23 protein-coding genes are annotated in these 24,879 nt (G+C 64.4%); 20 read left to right on the top strand and 3 right to left on the bottom strand.

The genetic code is table 11. The features are described 5' to 3' along the window. The 3 genes from dnaA to gyrB all read left to right on the top strand — a co-directional run. Positions 1–1,112, top strand: a 1,112-nt coding sequence (gene dnaA / locus WBB14_RS16675) for a chromosomal replication initiator protein DnaA (RefSeq protein WP_424240827.1), incomplete at its 5' end; no start/stop codon positions are given. Between the two features lie 2 nt (positions 1,113–1,114). Further along, complete coding sequence (gene dnaN / locus WBB14_RS16670; RefSeq protein ID WP_424240826.1) at positions 1,115–2,224, top strand: DNA polymerase III subunit beta; 1,110 nt, start codon at positions 1,115–1,117, stop codon at positions 2,222–2,224. Between the two features lie 95 nt (positions 2,225–2,319). Beyond that, positions 2,320–4,767, top strand: coding sequence for a DNA topoisomerase (ATP-hydrolyzing) subunit B (gyrB, locus tag WBB14_RS16665; protein WP_332012275.1), 2,448 nt, complete (start codon positions 2,320–2,322; stop codon positions 4,765–4,767). Positions 4,768–4,964: 197 nt separating this feature from the next. On the opposite strand, the gene WBB14_RS16660 is transcribed toward gyrB, so the two are convergent. Then, a complete protein-coding gene (locus WBB14_RS16660; protein ID WP_013390768.1) occupies positions 4,965–5,660 on the bottom strand; it encodes a GntR family transcriptional regulator in 696 nt (231 codons plus the stop codon). A gap of 101 nt (positions 5,661–5,761) precedes the next feature. Here WBB14_RS16660 and WBB14_RS16655 point away from each other — a divergent pair, with 101 nt between their 5' ends. From WBB14_RS16655 to WBB14_RS16620, 8 genes are read left to right on the top strand one after another with little or no spacing between them, the layout of a single operon-like run. Further along, entirely contained in the window at positions 5,762–6,499 is a 738-nt protein-coding gene (locus WBB14_RS16655; protein WP_424240825.1) for an HAD family hydrolase, read from the top strand. Between the two features lie 16 nt (positions 6,500–6,515). Further along, positions 6,516–7,403, top strand: a complete 888-nt coding sequence (locus WBB14_RS16650; protein ID WP_424240824.1) for an amino acid ABC transporter substrate-binding protein — start codon at positions 6,516–6,518, stop codon at positions 7,401–7,403. Positions 7,404–7,425: 22 nt separating this feature from the next. Beyond that, the gene (locus WBB14_RS16645; RefSeq protein WP_207467453.1) at positions 7,426–8,142 is read left to right on the top strand and encodes an amino acid ABC transporter permease; all 717 of its coding nucleotides are present in this window, start codon (positions 7,426–7,428) and stop codon (positions 8,140–8,142) included. Further along, the gene (locus WBB14_RS16640; RefSeq protein ID WP_013390772.1) at positions 8,139–8,801 is read left to right on the top strand and encodes an amino acid ABC transporter permease; all 663 of its coding nucleotides are present in this window, start codon (positions 8,139–8,141) and stop codon (positions 8,799–8,801) included. The genes WBB14_RS16645 and WBB14_RS16640 overlap by 4 nt, the downstream gene beginning before the upstream one ends. Before the next feature lie 26 nt (positions 8,802–8,827). Further along, complete coding sequence (locus WBB14_RS16635) at positions 8,828–9,556, top strand: amino acid ABC transporter ATP-binding protein (RefSeq protein ID WP_424240823.1); 729 nt, start codon at positions 8,828–8,830, stop codon at positions 9,554–9,556. A gap of 23 nt (positions 9,557–9,579) precedes the next feature. Then, positions 9,580–10,704, top strand: coding sequence for a threonine ammonia-lyase (locus WBB14_RS16630; RefSeq protein WP_424240822.1), 1,125 nt, complete (start codon positions 9,580–9,582; stop codon positions 10,702–10,704). After that, positions 10,701–11,927, top strand: a complete 1,227-nt coding sequence (locus tag WBB14_RS16625; RefSeq protein ID WP_424240821.1) for a pyridoxal phosphate-dependent aminotransferase — start codon at positions 10,701–10,703, stop codon at positions 11,925–11,927. Before WBB14_RS16630 ends, WBB14_RS16625 begins: the two co-directional genes overlap by 4 nt. A gap of 18 nt (positions 11,928–11,945) precedes the next feature. After that, a complete protein-coding gene (locus WBB14_RS16620) occupies positions 11,946–12,329 on the top strand; it encodes a RidA family protein (protein ID WP_424240820.1) in 384 nt (127 codons plus the stop codon). Between the two features lie 72 nt (positions 12,330–12,401). Here WBB14_RS16620 and WBB14_RS16615 read toward each other — a convergent pair whose 3' ends face one another. Further along, positions 12,402–13,325: a LysR family transcriptional regulator gene (locus WBB14_RS16615; RefSeq protein ID WP_424240819.1), complete on the bottom strand. Its 924-nt coding sequence runs from the start codon at positions 13,323–13,325 to the stop codon at positions 12,402–12,404. A 212-nt stretch (positions 13,326–13,537) separates the two neighbouring features. Between WBB14_RS16615 and WBB14_RS16610 the strand changes: the two genes are divergently transcribed. From WBB14_RS16610 to WBB14_RS16585, 6 genes are all read left to right on the top strand, one after another. After that, complete coding sequence (locus WBB14_RS16610; RefSeq protein ID WP_207467174.1) at positions 13,538–14,224, top strand: hydrolase; 687 nt, start codon at positions 13,538–13,540, stop codon at positions 14,222–14,224. A gap of 116 nt (positions 14,225–14,340) precedes the next feature. Then, positions 14,341–15,933: an MFS transporter gene (locus WBB14_RS16605; protein ID WP_424240818.1), complete on the top strand. Its 1,593-nt coding sequence runs from the start codon at positions 14,341–14,343 to the stop codon at positions 15,931–15,933. An 81-nt stretch (positions 15,934–16,014) separates the two neighbouring features. Continuing rightward, positions 16,015–16,719: a pirin family protein gene (locus WBB14_RS16600; RefSeq protein WP_424240817.1), complete on the top strand. Its 705-nt coding sequence runs from the start codon at positions 16,015–16,017 to the stop codon at positions 16,717–16,719. Positions 16,720–16,759: 40 nt separating this feature from the next. Beyond that, positions 16,760–17,023, top strand: a complete 264-nt coding sequence (locus WBB14_RS16595; protein WP_332012270.1) for a XapX domain-containing protein — start codon at positions 16,760–16,762, stop codon at positions 17,021–17,023. Between the two features lie 128 nt (positions 17,024–17,151). Further along, positions 17,152–19,038, top strand: a complete 1,887-nt coding sequence (locus tag WBB14_RS16590; protein WP_424240828.1) for an amidohydrolase — start codon at positions 17,152–17,154, stop codon at positions 19,036–19,038. Between the two features lie 11 nt (positions 19,039–19,049). Next, positions 19,050–19,505 carry a DoxX family protein gene (locus WBB14_RS16585; protein ID WP_424240816.1) on the top strand — a complete coding sequence of 152 codons (456 nt, stop codon included), beginning with the start codon at positions 19,050–19,052 and terminating at the stop codon, positions 19,503–19,505. Positions 19,506–19,588: 83 nt separating this feature from the next. Here the strand turns inward: WBB14_RS16585 and WBB14_RS16580 are convergent, their stop codons facing one another. Further along, on the bottom strand, positions 19,589–20,803 hold the full coding sequence (locus WBB14_RS16580) for a hypothetical protein (RefSeq protein ID WP_424240815.1): 1,215 nt from the start codon (positions 20,801–20,803) through the stop codon (positions 19,589–19,591). Positions 20,804–21,152: 349 nt separating this feature from the next. Here WBB14_RS16580 and WBB14_RS16575 point away from each other — a divergent pair, with 349 nt between their 5' ends. The 3 genes from WBB14_RS16575 to WBB14_RS16565 are packed head-to-tail and all read left to right on the top strand — an operon-like array spanning position 21,153 to position 24,868. Beyond that, positions 21,153–22,004: an ABC transporter substrate-binding protein gene (locus WBB14_RS16575; RefSeq protein ID WP_424240814.1), complete on the top strand. Its 852-nt coding sequence runs from the start codon at positions 21,153–21,155 to the stop codon at positions 22,002–22,004. 22 nt (positions 22,005–22,026) lie between these two features. Then, positions 22,027–23,535 (top strand): amino acid ABC transporter permease/ATP-binding protein, encoded by a 1,509-nt coding sequence (locus WBB14_RS16570; protein ID WP_424240813.1) that lies wholly within the window; start codon positions 22,027–22,029, stop codon positions 23,533–23,535. Beyond that, complete coding sequence (locus tag WBB14_RS16565; RefSeq protein ID WP_424240812.1) at positions 23,519–24,868, top strand: amidase; 1,350 nt, start codon at positions 23,519–23,521, stop codon at positions 24,866–24,868. The genes WBB14_RS16570 and WBB14_RS16565 overlap by 17 nt, the downstream gene beginning before the upstream one ends. The last annotated feature ends 11 nt before the right edge of the window (positions 24,869–24,879 follow it).

Genomic DNA, 24,879 nt, shown 5'->3' with positions numbered 1-24,879 from the left:
CGGTAGCGCCCGCCCAGCCCGCTCCTGCGCCCGCGACGACGGCGGCTGCGCAAGCGGTGAACGCCGACGCGGCGAACATCGTGTACGAGCGTTCGCGCCTGAACACCGACCTGACGTTCGAGAACTTCGTGACGGGTAAGGCGAACCAGCTGGCGCGCGCCGCCGCGCTGCAGGTGGCCGAGAACCCCGGTACGTCCTATAACCCGCTGTTCCTGTACGGCGGCGTGGGCCTGGGCAAGACTCACCTGATCCACGCTATCGGCAATGCGATGGTGGCGGCGGGCACCGGTGTGCGCGTGCGCTATGTACATGCCGACCAGTACGTGTCCGACGTGGTGAAGGCTTACCAGCGCAAGGCGTTCGACGATTTCAAGCGCTACTACCACTCGCTCGACCTGCTGCTGATCGACGATATCCAGTTCTTCTCCGGCAAGAACCGCACGCAGGAAGAATTCTTCTACGCGTTCGAAGCGATGGTGGCCCAGCGCAAGCAGATCATCATCACCAGCGACACGTACCCGAAGGAACTGTCGGGCATCGACAGCCGCCTGATCTCGCGCTTCGACTCCGGTCTGACGGTGGCCATCGAGCCGCCGGAACTGGAAATGCGCGTGGCGATCCTGCTGCGCAAGGCGGAATCCGAAGGCGTGCCCATGCCCGAGGAAGTGGCGTTCTTCATCGCCAAGCATCTGCGCAGCAACGTGCGCGAACTGGAAGGCGCGCTGCGCAAGGTCCTGGCCTACGCCCGCTTCCACGGCCGCGACGTGCTGACGGTGGACGTCTGCAAGGAAGCCCTGAAGGACTTGCTGTCGGTGTCCAACGGCCAGATCACCGTGGAGAACATCCAGAAGACGGTGGCGGATTTCTACAAGATCAAAGTGGCCGACATGTACTCGAAACGCCGGCCCGCCAATATCGCTTTGCCGCGCCAGGTCGCGATGTACCTGGCGAAGGAGCTGACCCAGAAAAGCCTGCCGGAAATCGGCGATCTGTTCGGTGGCCGTGATCACACCACCGTGCTGCATGCCGTACGCAAGATTTCCGACGCCCGCGCCAAGCAAGCGGAGCTCAACCATACCCTGCACGTGTTGGAACAAACTCTAAAAGGATGAACATGCAACTCGTACAAACCACACGCGATGCATTGCTGAAACCGCTATCGACTGTGGCGGGCATCGTCGAAAGACGCCATACCCTGCCCATCCTGGCGAACATCCTGATGCGCAAGGAAGGCAACAAAGTTGCGTTCATTGCGACCGACCTCGAAGTACAGATCACCACCCATGCTGATTTCGGCGTGGGTCAAGACAACGAATCCACCACGGTCGCCGCGCGCAAGCTGCTGGACATCCTGAAGGCCCTGCCGGACACCGGCGACGTGCGCCTGGCGCTGGCCAGCAACAAGCTGTCGGTGCAGTCGGCCAAGAGCCGCTTTGCCTTGCAGACGCTGGCTGCCAGCGAATTCCCCACCGTGGCCCAGCCCGAACAGTGGGACGTGTCGCTGAGCATGCCGCAGCGTACGCTGCGCCACCTGTTCAACATGGTGCACTTCGCCATGGCGCAACAGGACATCCGCTACTACCTGAACGGCATGCTGCTGGTGTTCGAACCGGGCCGCGTGCGCGCCGTCGCTACCGATGGCCACCGCCTGGCGCACTGCTCGACGGAAGCCGACGGCATCAGCGAACGCCACGAAGTGATCGTGCCGCGCAAGACCGTGCTGGAAATGCAGCGCCTGCTGGAAGACTCCGACGAAGTGGTCTCCATCGATGTGGCGCCGGGCCAGATCCGCTTCCGCTTCGGCGATGTGGAACTCGTGTCCAAGCTGGTGGAAGGCAAGTTCCCCGATTTCACGCGCGTGATCCCGACCAATTACACGCGCCATTTCCTGGTCAACCGCGAAGCGCTCCAGGGCAGCCTGCAGCGCGCCGCCATCCTGACCACCGACAAGTTCAAGGGCGTGCGCCTGCAACTGGCGCAGAACCAGATGAAGATCTCGTCTTCCAACGCCGAGCAGGAAGAGGCGCAGGAAGAGATCGACATCGACTACGGCCATGAAGCGCTGGATGTGGGCTTTAACGTCGGCTATCTGCTCGACGTGCTGGCCAACGTCAAGGTGGACAACATCCAGTGGTCGGTCATGCCCGATGCCAACGCGTCGGCGCTCATCACCTTGCCCGAAGACGACCAGTTCAAGTACGTCGTCATGCCCATGCGGATCTGATCCGCGCCACTTGTGGGTTTGTGCCGCGGCGCAGCCTCGTGCTGCGCCCGCGGTCCGGCCGCCAGGCCGTTCTTTAAAGCGTTATCGATACAGACATGTCAGATCAGCAGAACACCACTCCCGAGAACGGCGGCTACGGCGCCGACTCGATCAAGATGCTCAAGGGGCTGGAGGCCGTGCGCAAGCGCCCCGGCATGTACATCGGCGATACCTCCGACGGCACCGGCTTGCACCACATGGTGTTCGAAGTCGTCGACAACGCCATTGACGAAGCCCTGGCCGGCTATTGCGACGACATCGTCGTCACGATCCACACCGACAACTCCATCTCGGTCACGGACAACGGCCGCGGCATTCCCACCGACATCCACAAGGATGACGAATTCCACCGCAGCGCGGCGGAAATCGTCATGACCGAACTGCACGCCGGCGGCAAGTTCGACCAGAACTCCTACAAGGTGTCTGGCGGCCTGCACGGCGTGGGCGTGTCTTGCGTGAACGCGCTGTCCGAATGGCTGCGGCTGACCATCCGCCGCAACGGCGAAGTGCACCAGATGGAGTTCCGCCAAGGCGAGCGCGTCGCGCCCCTGGCGGTGACGGGCACGACCGACAAGCGCGGCACCGAAGTGCGCTTCCTGGCCGACCCGGTCATCTTCAACAACATCGAGTACCACTACGAGATCCTCTCCAAGCGCCTGCGCGAGCTGTCGTTCCTGAACAATGGCGTGAAGATCCGCCTGATCGACCAGCGCCAGGGCAAGGAAGAGAACTTCGCGTTTTCTGGCGGCGTGAAGGGCTTTGTTGAATACATCAACCGCAGCAAGACCGTGCTGCATCCGAACGTGTTCTCGGTCACCACCGAGTCCTCGGCGGGCGGCGTGCCGGTTGGCGTCGAAGTGGCGATGCAGTGGAACGACAGCTACAGCGAAAGCGTGCTGTGCTTCACCAACAACATCCCGCAGCGCGACGGCGGCTCGCACCTGACCGGTCTGCGCGCGGCGATGACCCGCATCATCAACAAGTACATCGCCGACAACGAACTGGCCAAGAAGGCCAAGGTCGAAACGTCCGGCGACGACATGCGCGAAGGCTTGGCCTGCGTGCTGTCGGTGAAGGTGCCCGAACCCAAGTTCAGCAGCCAGACCAAGGACAAGCTGGTCTCCAGCGAAGTGCGTCCGGCGGTTGAAGAAGCCGTGGCCCGTACGCTGGAATCCTGGCTGCTTGAGAACCCGATCGACGCCAAGGCGCTGTGCGCCAAGATCGTCGAAGCCGCCCGCGCGCGCGAAGCCGCGCGCAAGGCGCGCGAGATGACCCGCCGCAAGAGCGTGCTGGAAGGCGCAGGCCTGCCCGGCAAGCTGGCCGACTGCCAGGAAAAAGACCCCGCGCTGTGCGAGCTCTACATCGTCGAGGGTGACTCCGCAGGCGGTTCGGCCAAGCAAGGCCGCGACCGCAAGTTCCAGGCCATCCTGCCGCTGCGCGGCAAGGTGCTGAACGTCGAGAAGGCGCGCTTCGACCGCCTCATCGCCAGCGAACAGATCGCGACGCTGATCACCGCGCTGGGCACCAGCATCGGCCCTGATTTCAACGTGGACAAGCTGCGCTACCACCGCCTCATCATCATGACCGACGCGGACGTCGACGGCGCGCACATCCGCACCCTGCTGCTGACGCTGCTGTACCGCCAGATGCCCGAGCTGGTGCAGCGCGGCTACGTGTATATCGCCCAGCCGCCGCTGTACAAGGTCAAGGTCGGCCGTGAAGAACGGTATCTGAAGGACGACCAGGAAGAAGCGCAGTTCATGTTGCAGCTGGCGCTGAAGGATGCCGAGATCATCTCGGGCGGCAATATCATCCGCGGCGACGAGCTGACCGACCTGGCCCGCCAGTACGTGGCGGCCGACGGCGTCATCGCGCGCCTGTCGCGCGTGTTCGACGTGGGCGCGTTGTCGGCCATGGCCGAAGGCGTGGAGATCAACCTGGAATCGGCCGAGTCCACGGCTGACTCCGCCCGCCGCCTGGCCGACGCCATGCGCGATCCGGTCAGCGGCAACGGCGTCGAAGTGGTGCCGCAGTTCGACGAAGCCACCGAACGTCATCGCCTGTCGGTGCAGCGCATGCACCACGGCAACGTGCGCGTCAGCATCATCGACGCAGACTTCGTGAGCGGTTCGGACTACGCCGTCCTGTCCAAGGCTGCCAAGAGCTTCTCAGGCAAGGTCGGTGCGCGTTCGCTGGCCGCTCGCGGCGAAGGCGAAAAGCGCAAGGAACAGACCGTGTCCGACTTCCGCGAAGCCATGCAATGGCTGCGCAGCGAAGCCGACCGCAGCATCTCCAAGCAGCGCTACAAGGGTCTGGGCGAAATGAACCCGGAACAGCTGTGGGAAACCACCATGGACCCGAAGGTGCGCCGCCTGCTGCGCGTGCAGATCGAGGACGCCATCGCGGCCGACGAGGTCTTCACCACGCTGATGGGCGACGACGTCGAACCGCGCCGCAACTTCATCGAGACGCATGCGCTGTCGGCGGGGAATATCGACGCCTGATCGGCGCGCGATCCCGCGAAAATCTGGATTCTTCCTGGGAACTCCGGATTGCGTGAAAAGGGGGGCTGCATCGCAGCCCCCCTTTTTTCTTGGCGCAAGCACGCCGGGTTTTGGGCTCTCGGCCTATCCGTGAACTGCCAGGCTGCGCCGGTGCCCTAGCCCGTCAGGGATGCGCGCCAGCCCTGGCTCCAAGTGCTTCAAAGCTTGGACGTTTGTTCAATCGGCCGCTTCGCGAGGCATTCGACGAGCAAGTCTCCCGTTGCTCGGATGTGCTGCGTCAGGAGGCTGCAGGCGTTGTTCACTTCACCCTGTTTGCACATCGCCAGAAGCTCCCAGTGCTCCTGTTGCGAGCGATCCCGGTGGGTCGTGAACTCCCACGTGTAACGCAAATAGCGTTCGAAGCCCAGACGCAATGTCTCGACCATCGTCAGCGTCCTTGGGCGGTTAGCAGCGGCATATAGCCCCCGGTGAAAGCGGGCATTCAGCAGGATGATTTGATCGACGCTGGTTTCGTTGTCCAGCTCCTTGAGCACGCGCTCGGCTGCTTCGAACTGAACCTCTGTCAGCTTGGGGATGGCCCAAGCCAAGGCTTGCGGCTCGACCACGCTGCGCAACGTCGTCATTTCTTCGGCTTCGTCGGCCGACATGGTCGCCACGCTGACGCCGCGACGAGGTTCCGAGACCAGGAAGCACTCGCGAATGAGGTCCTTGAACGCCTCTCGCACGACGGTTTGGCTGACCCGGAAACGCGAGGCCACGGCATCCTGGCGCAGGCGTTCTCCTGGCTTTAGCTGGCCGTGGATGATTTCTCCGCGCAGGGCGTCTACCACCGCGCCAGCGATCGAACGATCCGCCAGGGCCTGCGCCACCGGCGACGCTTCACTGTAGTCCATAGATTTCCTCCTCTTAGGGATTATACGGACTGATCAGGTATTGCCGATTATCGATTATCGATTATAGTTCACGGACTCCTCACTTTTCATCAAGGTTGCATATGACGCTCCGCCTTTCCGATTTCGATGCCGTGACCTTCGACGTGTATGGCACGTTGATTGACTGGGAGCCTTCGATCGCCAAGTTTCTGACGCGCTGGGCGCGCGAGAACCGCATCGAGGCCGACGCCGAAACCCTGATCATGGCTTTCGATGGCGCCCGCGCGGCGATCCAGAAGGAACGCCCGGCGCACCTCTACCCCGACGTCCTGACCAAGTGCTTCGAGCGCATCTGCGCCCAGTTCAAGGTGGCCGTGGACCCGGATCTGCGCCGCCAGTTCGCGGCCGCGCCGCATACCTGGCCGGCATTCGACGACAGCCATGCTGGATTGGTGCGCCTGCAGCAGTCCGCCAAGGTAGGCGCGTTCAGCAACATCGACCAGGCTTCGCTCAATACCGCGTGCGACAACCTGGACTTCCGCTTCGATCTGGTGGTGACGGCACAACGCGTAGGCGCCTACAAGCCCGATTGGCCGCACTTCGACACGGGCATAGGCGATCTCATGCGCATGGGCATCCCGCGCGAACGGATCCTGCACGTCGGCCAAAGCTTGCGGGCCGACATCACGCCGGCAAACCGGCTGGGCGTCCGTTGCGCCTGGGTCAACCGCCCGGGCAGGCTGCTGGGCTTGTCGGGCGAAGGCGCGGCCGAGGCGAAACCCGACCTGACGGTTTCCAGCCTCGCAGAACTGGTTGCCGCCCTGACCGGCGCCGATCAACCCGTCCCAACGCCGGCGTGACAAAAGGAGTGACTCCATGACCACCACAATCCAGTTCGTGCCCCGCGTCCTGCGCGGCGTCCTAGGCGCAGTCCTGCTCGCAGGCAGCTTGGCGGCGATGGCGCAGAGTACCGATCCCATCCTGGAGCGCATCAAGGCAAAGGGAACCATCACGCTGGGTTATCGCGAATCGTCGATTCCCTTTTCCTATCTGGACGACGCCAGGAAGCCTGTGGGTTACGCCATGGACCTGTGCATGAAGGTGGTGGACGCGGTCCGGCAGCGACTGCAGATGCCGGCATTGAAGGTCGATTACATCGCGGTGAACCCGCAAAACCGGATCGCGCTGGTCGCCAACGGCACGGTCGATCTCGAATGCGGGTCGACGGTCAACTCCCTGGGCCGCCAGGCCCAGGTTGACTTCAGCGCCCCGCACTTCATCTCGACCACTCGGCTGCTGGTGCGCAAGGGCGCGGACATCAAGGAGGTTGAGGACCTCAACGGAAAGGCTGTGGCGCTGCCGATCAACACCACTCCCGAACGGCTGATCAAGGCACTGATCGAAGCGAAGAATCTGCAGGTCCGCATCGTTCCGGTGAGGGACAACTCCGAGGGCTTTCTGGCGCTCTCGACGGGCCGGGCCGACGCTTTCTCCACTGACGACATCCTGCTCTATGGATTGCGCAAGAGCGCGCCGACGCCTGTCGACTTTGAAGTGGTCGGCCGGCACCTGTCGTTCGATCCGTACGGCCTGATGCTGCAAAAGAACAGCACCGTGTTCCTCAGCCTGGTGAACGCCACCATCGCGCGCAGTGTGCGCTCCGGGGAACTCAACGCTTCCTACGAAAAGTGGTTCGCGCCCATGGGCGTTCCGCTGTCGAAGGACCTGGCAGCGGCATTCAAATTGGCCGCACTCCCGGAATGACGCGATCCGCTCGGGGCTCATGATGAACTACGCATGGAATTGGAATGTCCTTTTCGAGGAGCCTTACGCGGGCTGGCTGATCTCCGGGCTGCAAGCGACGGTGCTGATCTCGCTCGCAGCCTGGGCCATCGCCGTTGTGATCGGCCTGGCGCTGGGCGTGCTGGGATCGCTGCCCGGCCGCATACGGTGGTTGTTGACGGCCTACGTTTCGGTATTCAGGAACGTGCCGCTCCTGGTGCAGTTGTTCATCTGGTTCTTCGTGGTGCCGGAACTGCTGCCGGGCGAGGCCGGTCGATGGCTGAAGCGTGATCTGCCGATGCCGGAGATCTGGACGGCGATTGCCGCCCTGGGCTTGTTCACCGCCGCGCGCGTGGCGGTACAGGTCCGTTCCGGCATCGCCGCATTGCCGCGCGGACAACGGCTCGCGGCCTACGCCAGCGGCATGACGCTGGCGCAGGCCTATCGCTACATCCTGCTGCCCCAGGCGCTGCGGCTGGTCCTGCCGCCGATGACCTCGGAGTTTCTTACTGTCTTCAAGAACTCCGCCTTGGCGCTGACCATAGGCGTATTCGAGATGACGGCGCAGAGCCGCCAGATCGAGAGCTATACCTTCAGCGGCTTTGAAGCATTTACCGCCGCCACCCTGGTGTACCTCTCCATCGCGCTATGCGTCACCGCAGGCATGCGCAGCCTGGAAAAGAAGCTGCTGATCCCAGGCACCCAAGGAGGACGGACATGAATGGCGTATTCGACGTCTCGGTCATCGTGAAGGCGTGGCCGTTCCTGCTGGAGGGGCTGGGGCTGAGTCTGCTGCTGACCCTGGTGGCGATGGCCGGCGGCCTCGTGCTTGGCCTGCTGCTGGCGCTTGCGCGCCTCTCCAGGCATGCGCTGCTCGCGGGAGCCGCGGCCGTGTATGTGAACGGCTTCCGCGCCGTGCCATTGATCCTCGTCATCTTCTGGTTCTATTTCCTGGTGCCGTTGATCGTCGGCAAGCCCGTGGGAGCGCTACCCTCGGCATTGATCGCCTTCACGCTGTTCGAGGCGGCCTACTACTCCGAAATCATCCGCGCGGGCCTGCAAAGCGTGCGTTCGGGGCAATGGCAAGCCGCGGCGGCGTCCGGCTTGAGCCGTGCGCAGGCGCTGCGCTTCGTGGTGCTGCCACAGGCGCTGCGCAACATGATGCCCGTGCTCATCACGCAGGCGATCGTGCTGTTCCAGGACACCTCGCTCGTCTACGTCATCTCGTTGCGAGACTTCATGACCTCCACCAGCATCGTGGCCAACCGGGACAACCGATTGATCGAGATGTACCTGTTCGCAGCGCTCGTCTACTTCGTGCTCTGCGCATCCCTATCACTGGCGGCACACCTGGCAGCCAAGCGCAGGAGCGCCGTATGACATCAGAACAGCGAGAAGAAGCGCCCATGATCGAAGTATCCGGACTGCACAAATCCTATGGCGCGACCCCCGTGCTCAATGGTTGCGACATGGCGATCCGCCGCGGCGAGGTGGCCGTGATCTGCGGACCCTCGGGTTCCGGCAAAAGCACGCTGATCAAGTGCTTCAACGGTCTGGAGTCGTTCCAACGCGGCAGCGTGCGGGTCGACGGCGTCGATGTGGGCGCCGCTGCCTCCAATCTGAGCGATCTGCGCAGCCGCGTCGGCATGGTGTTTCAGCATTTCGAGCTCTATCCGCACCTGACCGTGCTCGACAACCTCTGTCTTGCCCCCATGAAGGTACTGGGGCGAACGCGGGAGGCTGCGCACGACCAGGCCCGGGAATTGTTGGGCCGTGTCGGGCTGCCTGGAAAGATCGATGCGTATCCGGCCCAGCTTTCCGGCGGCCAGCAGCAGCGCATCGCGATTGCGCGGGCGCTGGCAATGGACCCCATCGTCATGCTCTTCGATGAGCCCACGTCGGCGTTGGATCCAGAGATGATAGGCGAGGTGCTTTCCGTGATGCTGGAGCTTGCCCAGGACGGCATGACGATGGCCGTTGTCACGCATGAGATGGGCTTTGCCAGGCGTGCCGCGGACAACATCATCTTCATGGATGCCGGGAAAGTCGTGGAGAACACGCCGGCGGACATGTTCTTCGCATCGCCCCGTTCCGCGCGCGCGCAGGACTTTCTGTCGCGGCTGGTATCCCATTGAAGCTATCGAATCCGAAAATCCCCATGACACGAAACAGACCGAAGGCCAGACCTGGCGCGTTCATCGCACACGAGTCACTCGGCAAGATGCGTGTGCCCGCTTTTGACGATGTCCGCGCAGCGCTCGAACGCATCCGGCCTCACGTGGTCTCGACGCCGCTCATGCGATCGGCAGCCCTCGATTGCATCGTGGGCGCGCCAGTCTGGATCAAGGCCGAGAACCTCCAGGTGACGGGATCCTTCAAGGCGCGCGGCGCGTTCAACGCCTTGTTGGGCTTGAGCGAGTCCGAACGGCAACGGGGCGTTGTTGCCTATTCCACCGGCAATCATGGCCAGGCCGTGGCCTGGGCTGCACGCTGTCTCGGCATTCCGGCAACGATCGTCATGCCGGCCGACGCGCCTCGCAACAAGGTCGCTCGAGCACTGGCCCACGGCGCACGCGTGGTGCATTACGACCGGCGACGCGAAAGCCGGGAAGTCATCGGCATGCGGTTGTTGCAGGAGTCAGGCGGCACGCTGATCCCTCCTGGCGATCACCCTGACGTGCTGGCGGCACAAGGAACGGTGGCGCTGGAAGCGCTGGACGCGCTTGCGCCTGCGGCCAGGGAAAATCTGGGTACGTTTGCCGCGCCTTGCGGCGGCGGCGGACTGGTGGCCGGCTGCGGACTGGTGCTGGACGCCCTTCTGCCGAACCTGCGAGTGGTGGCCGTGGAACCCTGCGGGTTTGACGACACCGTGCGCTCGCTCGCCAGCGGAACCCGGGAGGTCAACGCGCCCACGGCGACCACGCTGGCGGATGCCTTGCAAGCGGTGACGCCCGCGCAACTGCCGTTCGAAATCAATCGGCATTTTCTTGATGAAGCCTTGGCCGTGACGGACGCAGAAATTGCGTACGCCATCCGGTTTTCGCTGACGGAGTTGGGCATGGTGGTTGAGCCGGGCGGAGCCGTGGCGTTGGCGGCGGTACTGGCCGGACGGCTGCAGTCAGGCGGCAAGGACGTGCTGATCGTGTTGTCCGGAGGCAATATCGACATGCCGTTGCTGGCGCGATTGCTTCAGGAGAACGATGACACTGTCGAGATCGATCGGGATCGAGCCGCCGAACCATCACAAGTCCCCCATTTTGTTAACACGACGAGAACGCCATGAATGCGATTGAAGAAAAGTTCCTGAAGCTGGGCATTGATAACGCGCCAGGCCAGGAGGTGAGGGAAAGCCACGGCGGCGAAGGTCTGCTGCATGAAGGCGCAAGCCTTCCGGGCGTGGCCGTGGATTTCTCGCACGGCGACGTCAATGCCGATGCGTTTGAACCCACGCCGGGGGCGCTTGACGCTTTCGTCCAAGGCGTTCATCGCGGCGGTTCCCAGGCCTATACCGAATACCGTGGCCAGTCGGCCATCCGCGAGAAGCTCGCGCTCGATCTGGCGGCGTTTTCGGGCCATCCCGTTTCGGGCGCCGAAGAACTCATCATTACGCCCGGAACCCAGAGCGCACTATTTCTCGCCGTCGCAAGCACCGTGACTGCCGGCGAAAAAGTCGCGATCGTGCAGCCCGACTACTTCGCCAATCGCAAGCTGGTCGAATTCATGGGGGCGGAGATGATCCCTGTGCAACTCGATTATCTGAACAACACGGCGCATGCCGGCCTGGATTTGCAGCAATTGGAATCGGCATTCAAGGCGGGCGCCAAGGTCTTTCTCTTCTCGAACCCGAACAACCCCACAGGGGCCGTATATTCCCGCAACGAAATCGGGCAGATCGCGGCGCTGGCCGAGAGGTTCGGCGCAACGGTCATTGTCGACCAACTCTACTCCCGTCTGCTGTATGCGGGGCAGCCGTATGTCCATCTTCGAGGCGCCCCGGAGGCGGGAGAAAACGTCGTCACCATCATGGGACCGTCAAAAACGGAATCGTTGAGCGGCTATCGCTTGGGGGTGGCATTTGGCAATGCCCGCATCATCCAGCGCATGGAGAAACTCCAGGCCATCGTCTCGTTGCGCGCGCCGGGGTACTGCCAGGCTGTGTTGCAGACCTGGTTCTCCGAACCCGCCGGATGGCTGGCCGACCGCATCGGAAGGCACCAGCAGATCCGCGACGACCTGCTGTCGCTGTTTCGCGGCATCGATGGCGTGGCGGTCCGCACACCGCAAGCGGGCAGCTACCTGTTTCCGCAGCTGCCCAAGCTACGCATGACTTTGCAGACCTTCATCCGGACGCTGCGGTCGCGGGCTAACGTCACGGTCACGCCGGGGACTGAATTCAGCCCGCACGCCGGTGACAGCATCCGCCTCAATTTCTCGCAGAACCACGAGGCGGCGGTGGACGCCGTCAAACGCATCGCGACCATCCTTGAAGAACAGCGTCTCGCTTAACCCAAGCCACCCGGAAAAATGATCAGAAAAGCGTATTCCAGCGACTCGACGCCGCCGCCAGCCGGCACCTACAGCGTGGCCATGCAGGCTGGCCAACTCCTGTTTCTCTCGGGCCAGACACCGCGCGATCGCGATAACGTCAGACATGGAGACAAGCCCTTTGCCGCCCAGGCGAGAATGGCGCTCGACAATCTCGAGGCTGCCGCGAATGCGGCAGGGGCTAGCCTGCGCGACGCAGTCAAGGTGGGTGTGTTCTTGAGGGACCTGGCCCATGCGCAGGAATTCGACGCGATCTACGCGACCTATGTTGGGGAACCGCCGCCTGCCAGGACCTTGATCCAGTCCGGTTTCAGCGCGTTCGACATCGAGGTCGATGCGATACTCGTTCGAAGTTTCGCCTAATCATTCAATGATGGCGCGCGCCGGTCCCGACTGGCGCCGCTGCCCCGGCGCAGGCCGGGAGCTGCGGGCCAGCTACACCTGCACATCATTGGCCCAGGGTTCGGCCGTCAAGCGCTCCGCCAGATACTCGATGAAGGCCTGCACCCGGGCCGGCCGGCGGCGCCCCGGCGGCGTGACGATATGCAGGGCGATCGGGTCCACTTGCCAGTCATCCATCACGGTCTCCAGCGCACCCGATTGCAGATCCTTCCATGCCAGGAACTCCGGCTGCAACGCCAGCCCCATGCCCGCTTGCAGCGCCGGCGTCAGGGCTTCGGCGTTGTTCACGTTCAGGTGCACGGGCAAGGACTGCGAGAAATCCCCATGCTTTTCATGGCGGAAACGCCAGCTCGAGCCGTTGCGCGCGTACATGTATTGCAGTGCGGTGTGCTGAGCCAGATCCTTGGGATGCTTGGGGCGGCCCGCGCGCTTGAAGTAACTGGGCGCGCCCACCAGCAGGATGCGCACGGAGCACAGACGCCGCGCCAAGAGCGTGGAGTCCACCAGGTTGGAAATCCGTAGCGCCAGGTCGAAGCGTTCCGAAACCAGGTCCGCCTGCTTGTCGCTGAATTCGATTTCCAGGGCGACATCCGGATTGGCCTGCATGAACGGAGGCAACATCGGCGCCAGGTGCGTGACACCGAAGGACATGGGAGCCGACAGCCTGATCTTGCCGCGCAGGCTGCTTGATTTCTCCGTCACCTCGGATTCGACCGCCTCGCCTTCCTCGAGTATGCGGGCCGCGCGTTCCAGCGCCGCGTAACCGGATTCCGTCAAAGTCATGCTGCGCGATGTGCGATGGAACAGGGTTGTTTTCATCCTGGCTTCCAGACGGCTGATGGTCTTGGAAACCGTGGCCTGCGACAGGGCAAACTCGGCCGCCGCCTTGGCGAACGATCCCGTCTCGGCGACCTTGGCGAAGATCGCCCAACCTTCTAAATCCGGCAGCTTGCTCATCTCGTGCTCTCGGGAAATGCCCGCGCCGATGATAGCCCCTGCCTATGGCATGGACAAGAATGGTGTTGAACGCAGCGCAGCAAAAGACTGTCACGCCATCGTCATCATGCAAGAAATGGAAAGGATGGAATTCCTTGCCGCGGGTTCTCAGGATCGCGGCCTCTCTCTACTATGGACACACCTTGATCGTTTTCCTGAAAGAGAGACCTGCCATGTCCGCCAACAAGTACCTCGAAGTCCTGACTCCGCAGAATAGCCAAATCATCTTCATCGATCAGCAGCCGCAAATGGCGTTCGGCGTCCAATCCATCGACCGACAGACCTTGAAGAACAACGTGGTGGGCCTGGCCAAGGCCGCGCGCACCTTCAACATCCCGACCACCATCACCACCGTCGAAACCGACAGCTTTTCGGGCAACACGTATCCCGAACTGCTGGCCGTGTTCCCCGACCACAAGATTCTGGAGCGCACCTCCATGAACTCCTGGGACGACCAGAACGTGCGCGACGCGCTGGCCGCCAATGGCCGCAAGAAAGTCATCGTCGCGGGCCTGTGGACAGAGGTCTGCAACACCACCTTCGCACTGTGCGCCATGCTGGAAGGCGAGTACGAGATCTACATGGTCGCCGATGCCTCGGGCGGCACCTCGGTGGACGCGCACAAGTACGCCATGGACCGCATGGTGCAGGCCGGCGTGGTGCCGGTGACCTGGCAGCAGGTGTTGCTGGAATGGCAGCGCGACTGGGCCCGCAAGGAAACCTACGATGCCGTCACCGCCATCGTCAAGGAACACTCGGGCGCTTACGGCATGGGCATCGACTACGCGGTCACCCACGTGCACAAGCTGGCTGAGCGCGTCCAGCACGGCGAACGCATCGGCCCCAACCCCGCCAAGTAAACCGCAAGCCGGGCCGGCCAGACAGATTCTGGTCGGCCCGGCATTCTGCTTTTGAACACGGCGGGCGGCGGGACTTGCGGGTCCAACAGCTGCCTGGCGCAATCCAGGAGAGTCCCATGCCAGACCAGAAGAGCAACGCGACGCGCGGCACCTTCGCGCCCTTGCGCCAGTCCGTGTTCGCCGTCCTGTGGGCCGCGACGGTGCTGGGCAATGTAGGAAGCTTCATGCGGGACGTGGCCAGCTCCTGGCTGGTGACCGACCTGTCGGCCAGCCCGACCGCGGTGGCGCTGATCCAGACGGCCGCGACCTTGCCGATTTTCCTGTTGGCGATCCCGGCCGGCGTGCTTTCCGACATCTTGGACCGCCGCCGCTTCCTGATATTCGTGCAGTTGCTGCTGGCCTCGGTAAGCGGCACGTTGTTGCTGCTGTCGCACTTCGGCGCGCTGACCGTCGACTACCTGATCGCGCTGACCTTCGTCGGCGGTATCGGCGCGGCATTGATGGGGCCGACCTGGCAATCCATCGTGCCCGAACTCGTGCCCCGCGAGGAGCTCAAGGGCGCTGTCGCGCTGAACTCGCTGGGCATCAACATCGCGCGCGCCATCGGTCCGGCGGCGGGCGGGTTGATCCTGGCCAGCTTCGGCGCGGCGGTCACCTATGGGCTGGACGTGCTGAGCTACGTGTTCGTCATCGCCGCCTTGCTGTGGTGGAAACGTCCGGCGGCCGTCGACAGCGGGCTGTCGGAGAACTTCTTCGGCGCGTTCCGCGCGGGCCTGCGCTATACGCGGGCCAGCAAGGAGCTGCATCGCGTCCTGCTGCGCGCCGCCGTCTTTTTCCTGTTCGCCAGCGCGGTCTGGGCCCTGCTGCCCCTGGTGGCGCGGCAGATGCTCGGAGGCACTGCCGGCTTCTACGGCGTGCTGCTGGGTGCGGTGGGCGCGGGCGCGATCATCGGCGCCCTGGTCATGCCCAAGCTCAGCGCCCGCCTGGATACGGACGGGCTGGTGCTGCTGGCATCCGTGGCCAGCGCGGCGGTCATGGCGGGGCTGGTGTTCGCGCCGCCCCAGTGGCTGGCGGTGCTGCTGCTGGTGGTGCTGGGCATGGGCTGGATCACCGCGCTTACGACGTTCAACGGCGTGGCCCAGGCCATCCTGCCCAACTGGGTGCGCGGCCGCGGGCTGGCCGTATATCTGATGGTCTTCAATGGCGCGATGGCCGCCGGCAGCCTGGGCTGGGGCCTGGTGGCGCGGGAGATCGGCGTGCCCTATGCGCTGGCGGTCAGCGCAGCTGGCCTGGTGGTGGTGGCGCTGTTGTTCCATCGCGTGCGCCTGCCGATCGGCGAAGCAGATCTGCAGGCGTCGAATCACTGGCCGGAGCCGCTGCTCGCCGAGCCGGTCGCCAATGATCGCGGCCCGGTGCTGGTGCAGGTCGAATACCGCATCCGCCAGGAAGATCGGCCCGCCTTTCTCGAAGCGATGAAGCGCTTGTCGCAAGAGCGTTTGCGCGACGGGGCCTATGCCTGGGGCGTGGTCGAGCACACTGGGGATCCTCAGCGGGTGGTCGAGTGGTTCTTCGTCGAGTCCTGGGCTGAACACTTGCGCCAGCATCACCGGGTGTCCCATGCCGATGCTGATCTGCAAACCGAGGCGCTGCGTTTCCACATGGGGCCGGACAAGCCCGAGGTGCATCACTTCCTGGCCTTGAAGCACTGACGGGCCGCATCGGGAGCAAGCTCATGAACCATACGACGCATGCCGTCGCGATGGACGGCAGCCGGGAAGCGGAGGCGCGCCATGGTTGAGCGCCGTCCTCTTGCGAGCCTGGGCCATGCCCGTCGCGGCTGGCTCGACGTGAAGCACCATTTTTCCTTCGCCGCTTACCAAGACCCAGAGCGCATGAACTGGGGCGCGCTGCGCGCATGGAACGACGAAACCATCGCGCCGGGCTCGGGCTTCGCGCCCTTGCTGCATGCGAATGTGGAAATCATCACCTGCGTGCGGGAAGGCGCGCTTACTCATGAAGACGATCTGGGCAACCGCGGACGCACAGGTGTCGGCGAGGTGCAGGTCATGAGCGCGGGCAGCGGCCTGACGCATGCCGAATTCAACATGGAAGGCGGACCCGCGCAGGTGTTCGAGATCTGGATCGAGCCGGATCGCCGCGGCGCGCCGCCGAGCTGGGGCAGAAAGTCGTTTGCGCGCGAAGCCTGCAAGGGCCGGTTCATCACGCTGGCCAGCGGCATGGACGGCGACGAAGACGCGCTGCCGATCCGCAGCGATGCGCGGGTGCTTGCGCTGGCGCTGAAGGCGGGCGAGGCCGCCACCTATCGTTTTGCGCGCGGCGCGCGGCGCGGCTACCTGGTTGCCTCCAAAGGCAGATTGAAGGTCAACGGCGTGGAGATCGGCCTGGGCGACGGCGCCGCCATCCGCGACGAAACGGAGCTGCGCCTCATGGCCCTGGACGACGCGGAAGTCCTCTTGGCCGATACGCATGCCTGAGCGGCATCCATCCCCATCCATCGACACAACGAGGACACATATGAAGATCTATCTGCTTTCCCTGGGCGCGGGGTTGCTGGTCGGCGTGGTCTACAGCCTGCTGCAGGTCCGCTCGCCCGCCCCGCCCCTTGTGGCCCTGATCGGCTTGCTCGGCATATTGGTCGGCGAGCAGATCGTTCCGGTGGGCCGGCAGCTCCTCAGCGGAACCGCCTTCGTTGCCGCCTGCGACAAGGAAAAGGCCGTGAGCCACGTACTCGGGCAATTGCCCGGCCGCCATCAAACCCAAGACAAGGAACACGGCTGAGCCGGTTTCCGCATCAAAGGAGGCATTGCATGCCTACACGTCGCGATCTCATCGGTGTTGCTTCCGCCCTGGCGCTCAACGGCATGTTGGGGCGCCACGCCATCGCCAGTTCCCAAGGAGAACCCAATATGTCCAACGCTACCCCGGATGTCATTTTCCACAATGGCCGCATCACCACGCTGGATCGCAGCAAACCGCAGGCCAGCGCCGTCGCGATCAAGAACGGCAGGTTCGTGGCGGTGGGCAGCGATGCCGAAGTCATGGCGCTGGCAGGCGCTGGCACGCGGGTCGTCGACCTGAAGCGCCGGGCGGCCTTGCCGGGCCTCTACGACAACCATACCCACGTGGTGCGCGGTGGCCTGAACTACAACATGGAACTGCGCTGGGACGGCGTGCGTACGCTGGCCGACGCCATGGCCATGCTGAAGCGCCAGGTCGCCAACACGCCCGCGCCGCAATGGGTGCGCGTGGTGGGCGGCTTCACCGAGCACCAGTTCGCCGAGAAGCGCCTGCCCAGCATCGAAGAGATCAACGCCATCGCGCCCGACACGCCGGTGTTCATCCTGCACCTGTATGACCGCGCATTGCTCAACGGCGCCGCGCTGCGCGCGGTGGGCTATACCAAGACCACGCCCAATCCTCCGGGCGGCGAGATCATGCGCGATGCCCAGGGCAATCCCACGGGCCTGCTGCTGGCCAAGCCCAACGCCACCATCCTGTATGCCACGCTGGCCAAGGGTCCCAAGCTGCCCTTCGACTACCAGGTCAATTCCACGCGCCACTTCATGCGCGAACTGAACCGCCTGGGCGTGACGGGGGTGATCGACGCGGGCGGCGGCTTCCAGAACTATCCGGACGACTACGCCGTCATCCAGAAGCTGGCCGATGAAAACCAGATGACGGTGCGCCTGGCCTACAACCTCTTCACGCAAAAGCCCAAGCAGGAAAAGGAAGACTTCCTCAACTGGACTTCCAGCGTGAAATACAAGCAAGGCACGGACTATTTCCGCCACAACGGCGCCGGTGAAATGCTGGTGTTCTCGGCGGCCGACTTCGAGGACTTCCGCGTCGAGCGTCCGGACATGCCGCCGGAGATGGAAGGCGAGCTGGAAGAGGTCGTGCGCGTGCTGGTGCAGAACAAGTGGCCGTGGCGCTTGCATGCCACCTACGATGAGACCATCTCGCGGGCCCTGGACGTATTCGAGAAAGTGCATCGCGATACGCCGCTGACCGGATTGAACTGGTTCTTCGACCACGCCGAAACCATCTCCGACAAGTCCATCGACCGCATCGCCGCGCTGGGCGGGGGCATTGCCGTGCAGCACCGCATGGCTTACCAGGGCGAATACTTCATCGACCGCTACGGCGCAAAGGCCGCCGAAGCCACGCCGCCCGTCGCCAAGATCCTGCAGCGCGGCGTAAAGGTTTCGGCCGGCACCGACGCGACCCGTGTCGCCTCGTACAACCCCTGGGTCTCCTTGTCCTGGATGGTCACCGGCAAGACCGTGGGCGGCACCCGCCTCTACCCCGCGCGCAACTGCCTGGACCGCGAAACCGCGCTGCGCATGTGGACCGAGAACGTGGCCTGGTTCTCCAACGAGGAAGGCAAGCGCGGCCGCATCGAACCCGGCCAGCTTGCCGACTTCATCGTGCCGGACAAGGACTACTTCAGCTGCGCCGAGGACGAGACTTCCTTCCTGACCTCGGACTTGACCGTGGTGGGCGGCCGCGTGGTCTACGGCGCGGGTGAGTTCGCGCCGCTGGACGACAACCCGTTGCCGCCTGCCATGCCCGACTGGTCCCCTACCCGGCTGTTCGGCGGCTATGGCGCCTGGGGCGATCCGCAGGGCGCCGGCCGCAACTCGCTGGGCTACCGCAACATGGCGGCCTGCGCATGCGCCAGCTCCTGCGGCATGCATGGGCACGACCATGCCCGCGCGTGGGCATCGAATGCGCCCAGCTCGGACCTGCAGGGCTTCTTCGGCGCGCTGGGCTGCTCTTGCTGGGCCGTTTAAGGGGACCCGCCATGAGTACGCCCTTTCAATGGGAACGGCGGCTGGCCGATCTGGCCCGCCCGCTGTTCGGAGCCTCTGCCGTCCGGTTCCTGGCCTATCTGGGCCTGTGCGCCGCCTATTTGCAGGGAGGGGTGGTGAAGCTCACCGACTTTCCCGGCGCGTTGCGCGAAATGGCGCATTTTGGCCTGTCGCCCGAGCCCTTGTTCGCGGTGCTGGTGATTGCGCTGGAACTGGTGGCCTCCGTCATGATCCTGACGGGCAGGCTGCGATGGCTGGGCGCGCTGGCGCTGGCCGCCTTCACGCTGATGGCGACCGGCATCGCGCTGCGCTTCTGGGAGATGCCGATAGGCCAGGAACGCTTCATGGCGGCCAACTCGTTCTTCGAGCATCTGGGGTTGGCGGGCGGGTTGTTGCTGGTGGCGTGGCTGGATCTCAGGGAGACCAGGTCTGGCGGGGTGGCGTCCTGAAGGCAGGCAACATAGCCTGTCTTGTCGGGGCGGACCAAGGTCTGCGTAACCGGCACACCGGAGAGCACGTCGCAGCCATACGGCTACTTGCTGGCGTTGCGCGAGCAATCCCGGTATTTGGCGCGGGCCGCGTCGCTCGCGATTCGGTCACGGTCCTGGCGCGCGGCCTGCACTTCCGCCTGCAACGTCTCGCGGCACGCCAGGACTTTCGCATTGCGCTCGTCCTCGCGCGCCTTGCGGGCATCCATTTTCTGGCGCGCCGCGGTGTTTCGGTCTTGAATTGCCTGGGCCTCGATGGGGTCCAGGGGAATCGAATTTCTTTGCGCGCGGGCGTCGCGAGCCATTTCGGGGGTGATGATTGCCTTGGCTGGCGATGACTCGATGGCGCGCGCCTGCTTGTCGTCCGGCGGGCATTGGTTGACCCCATGGTCTTTCAGCCGCGCAAGGCCGCCAGGATTCATGGCGAGCAGGATGGCAATGTCCTGTGGCGGCTGGCCCTGCCAGAAATAGAACAGCGAAGTCTCTTCCTTGCGGCCCGCGTACATGCAGCGCAGGATCTGATTTTCAGGCTTGGCGACGCGATAGTCGAATCCTCGCATCATCGGCGTTTCGCCGAAGAACAGGCGCGCGGGTATCGCCGTGCCGGGTTCGATCAGCTTGCGGGCCGCGCCGGTTCGTTGCGCTTCCCAGTCGTCGTGCTCGGCCTGATCCCGCAGGCGCCGGTAGGCTTCATACTCTTTCAGGCTGCCGCTGCTGGCCAACGCGGCTGCGGCCTTGATGGGGTCCGGGGTTATTCCAAGTCCCGACCCCACGCCAAAGCCCACGGCGGAAACCCAGCTGTTGAACGCCTTTCTGGCGCTGGGCGGGATGCCGCCATCCAGCGGGCGGCCATTGTTTCCAAGCGTCATCAGGCTGGCGAAGCGTTGGGCCTGGTCGCCGCTGCCTGCGGCGATGCGCGGCCACGCGATCATCAGGTCTTTCTGGAACAGCAGTTCACCAAACAGGTCGCCGGCTGCGGCGCGGTCCGCGGCGGAGGCAGCGAAGTATGCGCGCCGCGCTTCCTCGACCTGGGCCTCGAACCGCGCCATCTGCTGGCGTAGCTCCGCGTAGCCTTCGACAGCCCGCTGGACGTTGAGGGCCAGATAGTCGCGGGCGGAAGGCCGGCCGATCCAGATGACATCCTGTGCGAAAGCGCTGGCGGCCGTCAGCATGCCAATCAGGATCAGGAGCCAGCGAGGTTGGCGCCAGGCCTTCGGATCCGGCCCCCTGCGGACGTATGCAGGTCCAGGATGGTGCATGGCAAGCTCTCCGAATAGGGTCCGGCACAGGCGTCCGGATGGCAAATGCCGCCACTCCTTACGGTGGAGTGCGAAAAACTATAGGCGAACGGGGGGGAGGCGTCTCTCCACTCTTTGGATGGCGTAGCGGCCCCGCTGATCATGCGCATGGCCAGATCCGGACCTGACGGCTGACCGCGAGAAGTTCGCTGGCTACGGTGAAAGCGCTAGGGAAAATACCCATATCCCCTACTCCTTCGTTGCCGGAAAATCGCAAAAATTGTTCAACAATCCTGGTGCGAAGAATACCTCCCGGTATAGGGCAGATCCAATCTGGCCGCGGCTCTCAGGGCGTTCCATAGGGGAAAACATGTTCACTCAGATTCTGGTGGCGTCGCGCCGCAGCGCCGCTCACGCACTGGCCGCGTTCATGTTGTGCACGGCAACTCCCATGGTGTTTGCCGCCGCCACCATCAAGGCGGACAGCCTGACGGTGGGCTCTGACCTCACCTATCCGCCCTATGCGTACATGGAAGGCGGCAAGCCCGCCGGGTTCGACGCGGATTTCTCGCGGCTGCTGGCCTCCAAGCTGTCGCTGCAGCCGGTATTCGTCGATACGCGCTTTCCTGACCTGATCCTGGGCATGCGGGCGCGCCGCTTCGATACGGTCGCGTCGGCGCTTTACGTCACGCCCGAGCGCACCAAGCTGATCGACTTCATTCCGTACCTGAAGACGGGCGCCTCGCTGCTGGTGCTGACCGCCAGCCAGTACGCACCCGCGGGACCGGAGGCGCTGTGCGGCAAGCGCGTGGCATCGATCAAGGGGGCGTCATGGACGCCGAAGTTGCAGAAGGTCTCACGCGAGGCTTGCCAGCCCAAGGGGCTGGGCGAGATCAAAGTGCTGGAGTTCCCGACGTCTCCCGAAGCGATGATGGCGCTGCGTTCGCAGGCGGCGGACGCAATGATCGAAGACGCGGCGGTGGTGCACGGCATGCTGGCGCAGTCCAAGGACAGCTTGAAAGTCACTTCGACCTCCCTGCTCTATCCGATCGTGATCGGGCTGGGGATCAACAAGGAATCGAAAGAACTGCAGAGCGCGCTGAACGGCGCGCTGCAGCGGGCCCGCGATAGCGGCGAGTACCAGGCGCTGCTGGCCCGCTACGGGTTGGAGGAACCGTCCGCCGCCGAAGTCCAGGCCGCTCTGGCAGGCCCGGCGCGATAAGGCCGCGACGGAATCCGCGACCATGCATTTCGATTGGGACTACGCCGTCAGCCTGCTCTGGGACACCGACTTCTGGAAGGCGTGCTGGGTGGTGGTAAAGCTGAGCACGGCAACGTGGGTGATAGGCGTGGCAGCGGGTTTCCTGCTGGCGCTGGGGAAGCAGGCGAAGAATCCGTTCGTCAGCCGCCTGGCGGGTCTGTACATCTGGTTTTTCCGCAGCCTGCCTCTGCTGGTGCTGCTGGTGTTCATCTACAACCTGCCGCAGGTGTTCCCTGCGGCGGGCGCGCTGTTGTCGGACCCGTTCTACGCCGGCCTGACCGCCCTGGTGGTGAGCGAAACGGCCTTCATCGCCGAGATCCATCGCGGCGGCATCCTGGGCGTGCCGCGCGGTCAGATCGAGGCTGGACGGGCGTTGGGCATACGCTATGCCGGCATCCAGCGCATGATCGTGATTCCGCAGGCGTTGCGGATCGCGCTGCCCGCCCTGAGCAACGAGTTCATCACGATCGCCAAGCTGACCTCGCTGGTATCGGTGATCTCGCTGGCCGAGATCCTGCTGGTCGGGCAACGCTTGTACACGCAGAACTTCCTGGTGTTCGAGACCATGCTGGCAGTGGCGCTGTATTACGTGCTGATCGTCACGCTGTTCGACAAGCTGCTGGGCTGGCTGGAGTCGCATATGAACATTCTGCGACGCGCGCCCAAGCCCCTGGCGCTGGACGAAGCGGCGCGGCGCGAGATCCAGGAAGGGCAGTCCGGAGCGGCGCTGACCGCCGCCGGCAACGCGCCTGCGTTGGAAGTGCGGCAGGCTCGCAAGCGCTTCGGCGACCATGAAGTGCTCAAGGGCATAGACCTGACGGTCAAGGCCGGCGAAGTCATCAGCATCATCGGTCCGTCTGGTTCGGGCAAGACGTCATTGATACGTACGTTGAACGGCCTGGAGACGCTGGACGGCGGCGAGGTGCTGTTGCATGGAAAACCCTTCCTGGGATCGCCGGAGGCCGGCGCGCAGGCGGGACCCGGCGACCGCATCCTTGATATCGGCATGGTGTTCCAGAGCTTCAACCTGTTTCCGCACAAGACCGTGCTGCAAAACGTGATGCTGGCGCCGGAGTACCACGGACGCGGCAGCGCCGGCGTATTGCGCCGCGAAGCGCTGGTCCTGCTCAACAAAGTGGGCATGCTGGATCACGCGCACAAGTATCCGCATCAGCTCTCCGGCGGTCAGCAGCAACGCGTGGCGATCGCCCGCGCGCTGGCCATGCGCCCCTCCATCATGCTGTTCGACGAGCCGACATCGGCGCTGGATCCGGAACTGGTGGCCGAAGTGCTCAAGGTAGTGGAAACGCTGGCGCGCGAAGGCATGACGATGCTGATCGTGACACACGAGATGGGGTTCGCATTCAAGGTGTCCGATCGCGTGGTGTTCATGGAGGCCGGCCGCGTCTTGCTGGATGCGCCGCCGGCCGCTGTGCTGGCTAGCGCGGACCCGCGCGTCAAGGATTTCCTGAGCCATGTCCATGTCTCCTGAGCGGTGCGACATATCCCTGCGCGCGGTGTCGGACTGCCTGAAGCGGGCGTCGGCGGATCCCGCTAGCGCGGCTCTCGCCCTGGTGGCGCGCCGCGACGAGGACGCGCTGGCCGAGGCGCGGGCGCGGGACGCCTTGCGCGCAATAGCGCCGGACGACGAGCCGCTGGCCGGCATGGTACTGGGCGTGAAGGCTTGCTTCGACGTGCGCGGATGGACGACGCACGCGGGTTCACGGGTGCTGGCCGATGCGCCGCCCGCCAGGCGGGACGCTGCGCTGGTGCATGCGTTGCGGCGCGCGGGCGCAGTGCTGCTGGCGCAGAACAACATGACCGAATTCGCCTACGGCGCGCTGGGCCTGAACGCCCGCTACGGCACGCCGCTATCGCCGCTGATGGCTGACGAGCCCTGTGTCGCGGGCGGCTCCAGCAGCGGCGGCGCGGTGGCGGTGGCGCAGGGCATGGTGAGCCTGGCTCTGGCCTCGGATACGAGCGGATCGGCGAGGATTCCGGCCGCGTTCTGCGGCGTCGCCGGCTTCAAGCCGTCCCGCGGCCGCTATGAGGACGCGGGCATGATGTACCTGTCGCCCAGCTTCGATGTGCCCGGCATCATCGCCGCGGACGCTGCGCGGTGCCTGCTTGTGGATAAGGTGCTGGCGCCTTGGGATGCCGCCAAGCCGGCATCGGGCGTACACGGCGCGACGCCGCTGGCGAGCAAGGTGTTCGTGGTGCCGGACCACGTGGAGGACCTGCTGGAACCGGAAGTCAGGCACGCCTTCGCCGGATGGCTGGAATGCCTGATGGATGCGGGCGCCGCGCTGCGCCGCGAACCCATGCCTTGCCTGGCCTTGGCCGGCAAGGCGGCGCGCGACGGCGGCATCATAGCGGCCGACGCGTATGCCTTGCATGCGTCCCGCTTGGCGACGGACGCAGCCCGCTACGATCCCCGCGTGGGGCCGCGCATGCTGTTGGGAGCACAGGTGCCGGCGCATGCCTATATAGCGGCGCAAGGCCGGCTGGCGGACCTGCGCCGGGAGTACGACTGCGCCATCGCGGGCGCGGATGCGGTGCTGATGCCGACGGTGCCCATGCTGCCGCCGCCGCTCGCGCGGCTGGACGACAACGACAGTTATCTGCGCGAGAACGGCCGGGCTTTCAGCCTGACGGAATTCGCCAATCGCCTGGACCTGCCCAGTATTTCCATGCCGGGCGATCCGGCCGCGAAACAAGCGGTGGGGCTGATGGCGACCGGCCTGCGCGGCGGTGACCGGGCCTTGCTGCTGGCCGCCGCGCAGATCGAAGACGCGCTCGTATCGGCCTCGCGCCGCCGGCATTGATTTTTTTCACC

Source organism: Achromobacter sp., from assembly GCF_049647645.1.
Classification (GTDB): Bacteria; Pseudomonadota; Gammaproteobacteria; order Burkholderiales; family Burkholderiaceae_B; genus Achromobacter.
The sequence above is the reverse complement of the archived record's forward strand: the minus strand, read 5'-3'. Positions and strand labels throughout refer to the sequence as shown.

Bases quoted from the DNA above. Each gene is read 5' to 3' on its own strand.
- dnaN (WP_424240826.1), top strand. From the start codon at position 1,115: ATGCAACTCGTACAAACCACACGCGATGCATTGCTGAAACCGCTATCG.
- gyrB (WP_332012275.1), top strand. From the start codon at position 2,320: ATGTCAGATCAGCAGAACACCACTCCCGAGAACGGCGGCTACGGCGCC.
- WBB14_RS16660 (WP_013390768.1), bottom strand. From the start codon at position 5,660: ATGGACTACAGTGAAGCGTCGCCGGTGGCGCAGGCCCTGGCGGATCGT.
- WBB14_RS16655 (WP_424240825.1), top strand. From the start codon at position 5,762: ATGACGCTCCGCCTTTCCGATTTCGATGCCGTGACCTTCGACGTGTAT.
- WBB14_RS16650 (WP_424240824.1), top strand. From the start codon at position 6,516: ATGACCACCACAATCCAGTTCGTGCCCCGCGTCCTGCGCGGCGTCCTA.
- WBB14_RS16645 (WP_207467453.1), top strand. From the start codon at position 7,426: ATGAACTACGCATGGAATTGGAATGTCCTTTTCGAGGAGCCTTACGCG.
- WBB14_RS16640 (WP_013390772.1), top strand. From the start codon at position 8,139: ATGAATGGCGTATTCGACGTCTCGGTCATCGTGAAGGCGTGGCCGTTC.
- WBB14_RS16635 (WP_424240823.1), top strand. From the start codon at position 8,828: ATGATCGAAGTATCCGGACTGCACAAATCCTATGGCGCGACCCCCGTG.
- WBB14_RS16630 (WP_424240822.1), top strand. From the start codon at position 9,580: ATGACACGAAACAGACCGAAGGCCAGACCTGGCGCGTTCATCGCACAC.
- WBB14_RS16625 (WP_424240821.1), top strand. From the start codon at position 10,701: ATGAATGCGATTGAAGAAAAGTTCCTGAAGCTGGGCATTGATAACGCG.
- WBB14_RS16620 (WP_424240820.1), top strand. From the start codon at position 11,946: ATGATCAGAAAAGCGTATTCCAGCGACTCGACGCCGCCGCCAGCCGGC.
- WBB14_RS16615 (WP_424240819.1), bottom strand. From the start codon at position 13,325: ATGAGCAAGCTGCCGGATTTAGAAGGTTGGGCGATCTTCGCCAAGGTC.
- WBB14_RS16610 (WP_207467174.1), top strand. From the start codon at position 13,538: ATGTCCGCCAACAAGTACCTCGAAGTCCTGACTCCGCAGAATAGCCAA.
- WBB14_RS16605 (WP_424240818.1), top strand. From the start codon at position 14,341: ATGCCAGACCAGAAGAGCAACGCGACGCGCGGCACCTTCGCGCCCTTG.
- WBB14_RS16600 (WP_424240817.1), top strand. From the start codon at position 16,015: ATGGTTGAGCGCCGTCCTCTTGCGAGCCTGGGCCATGCCCGTCGCGGC.
- WBB14_RS16595 (WP_332012270.1), top strand. From the start codon at position 16,760: ATGAAGATCTATCTGCTTTCCCTGGGCGCGGGGTTGCTGGTCGGCGTG.
- WBB14_RS16590 (WP_424240828.1), top strand. From the start codon at position 17,152: ATGTCCAACGCTACCCCGGATGTCATTTTCCACAATGGCCGCATCACC.
- WBB14_RS16585 (WP_424240816.1), top strand. From the start codon at position 19,050: ATGAGTACGCCCTTTCAATGGGAACGGCGGCTGGCCGATCTGGCCCGC.
- WBB14_RS16580 (WP_424240815.1), bottom strand. From the start codon at position 20,803: ATGCACCATCCTGGACCTGCATACGTCCGCAGGGGGCCGGATCCGAAG.
- WBB14_RS16575 (WP_424240814.1), top strand. From the start codon at position 21,153: ATGTTCACTCAGATTCTGGTGGCGTCGCGCCGCAGCGCCGCTCACGCA.
- WBB14_RS16570 (WP_424240813.1), top strand. From the start codon at position 22,027: ATGCATTTCGATTGGGACTACGCCGTCAGCCTGCTCTGGGACACCGAC.
- WBB14_RS16565 (WP_424240812.1), top strand. From the start codon at position 23,519: ATGTCCATGTCTCCTGAGCGGTGCGACATATCCCTGCGCGCGGTGTCG.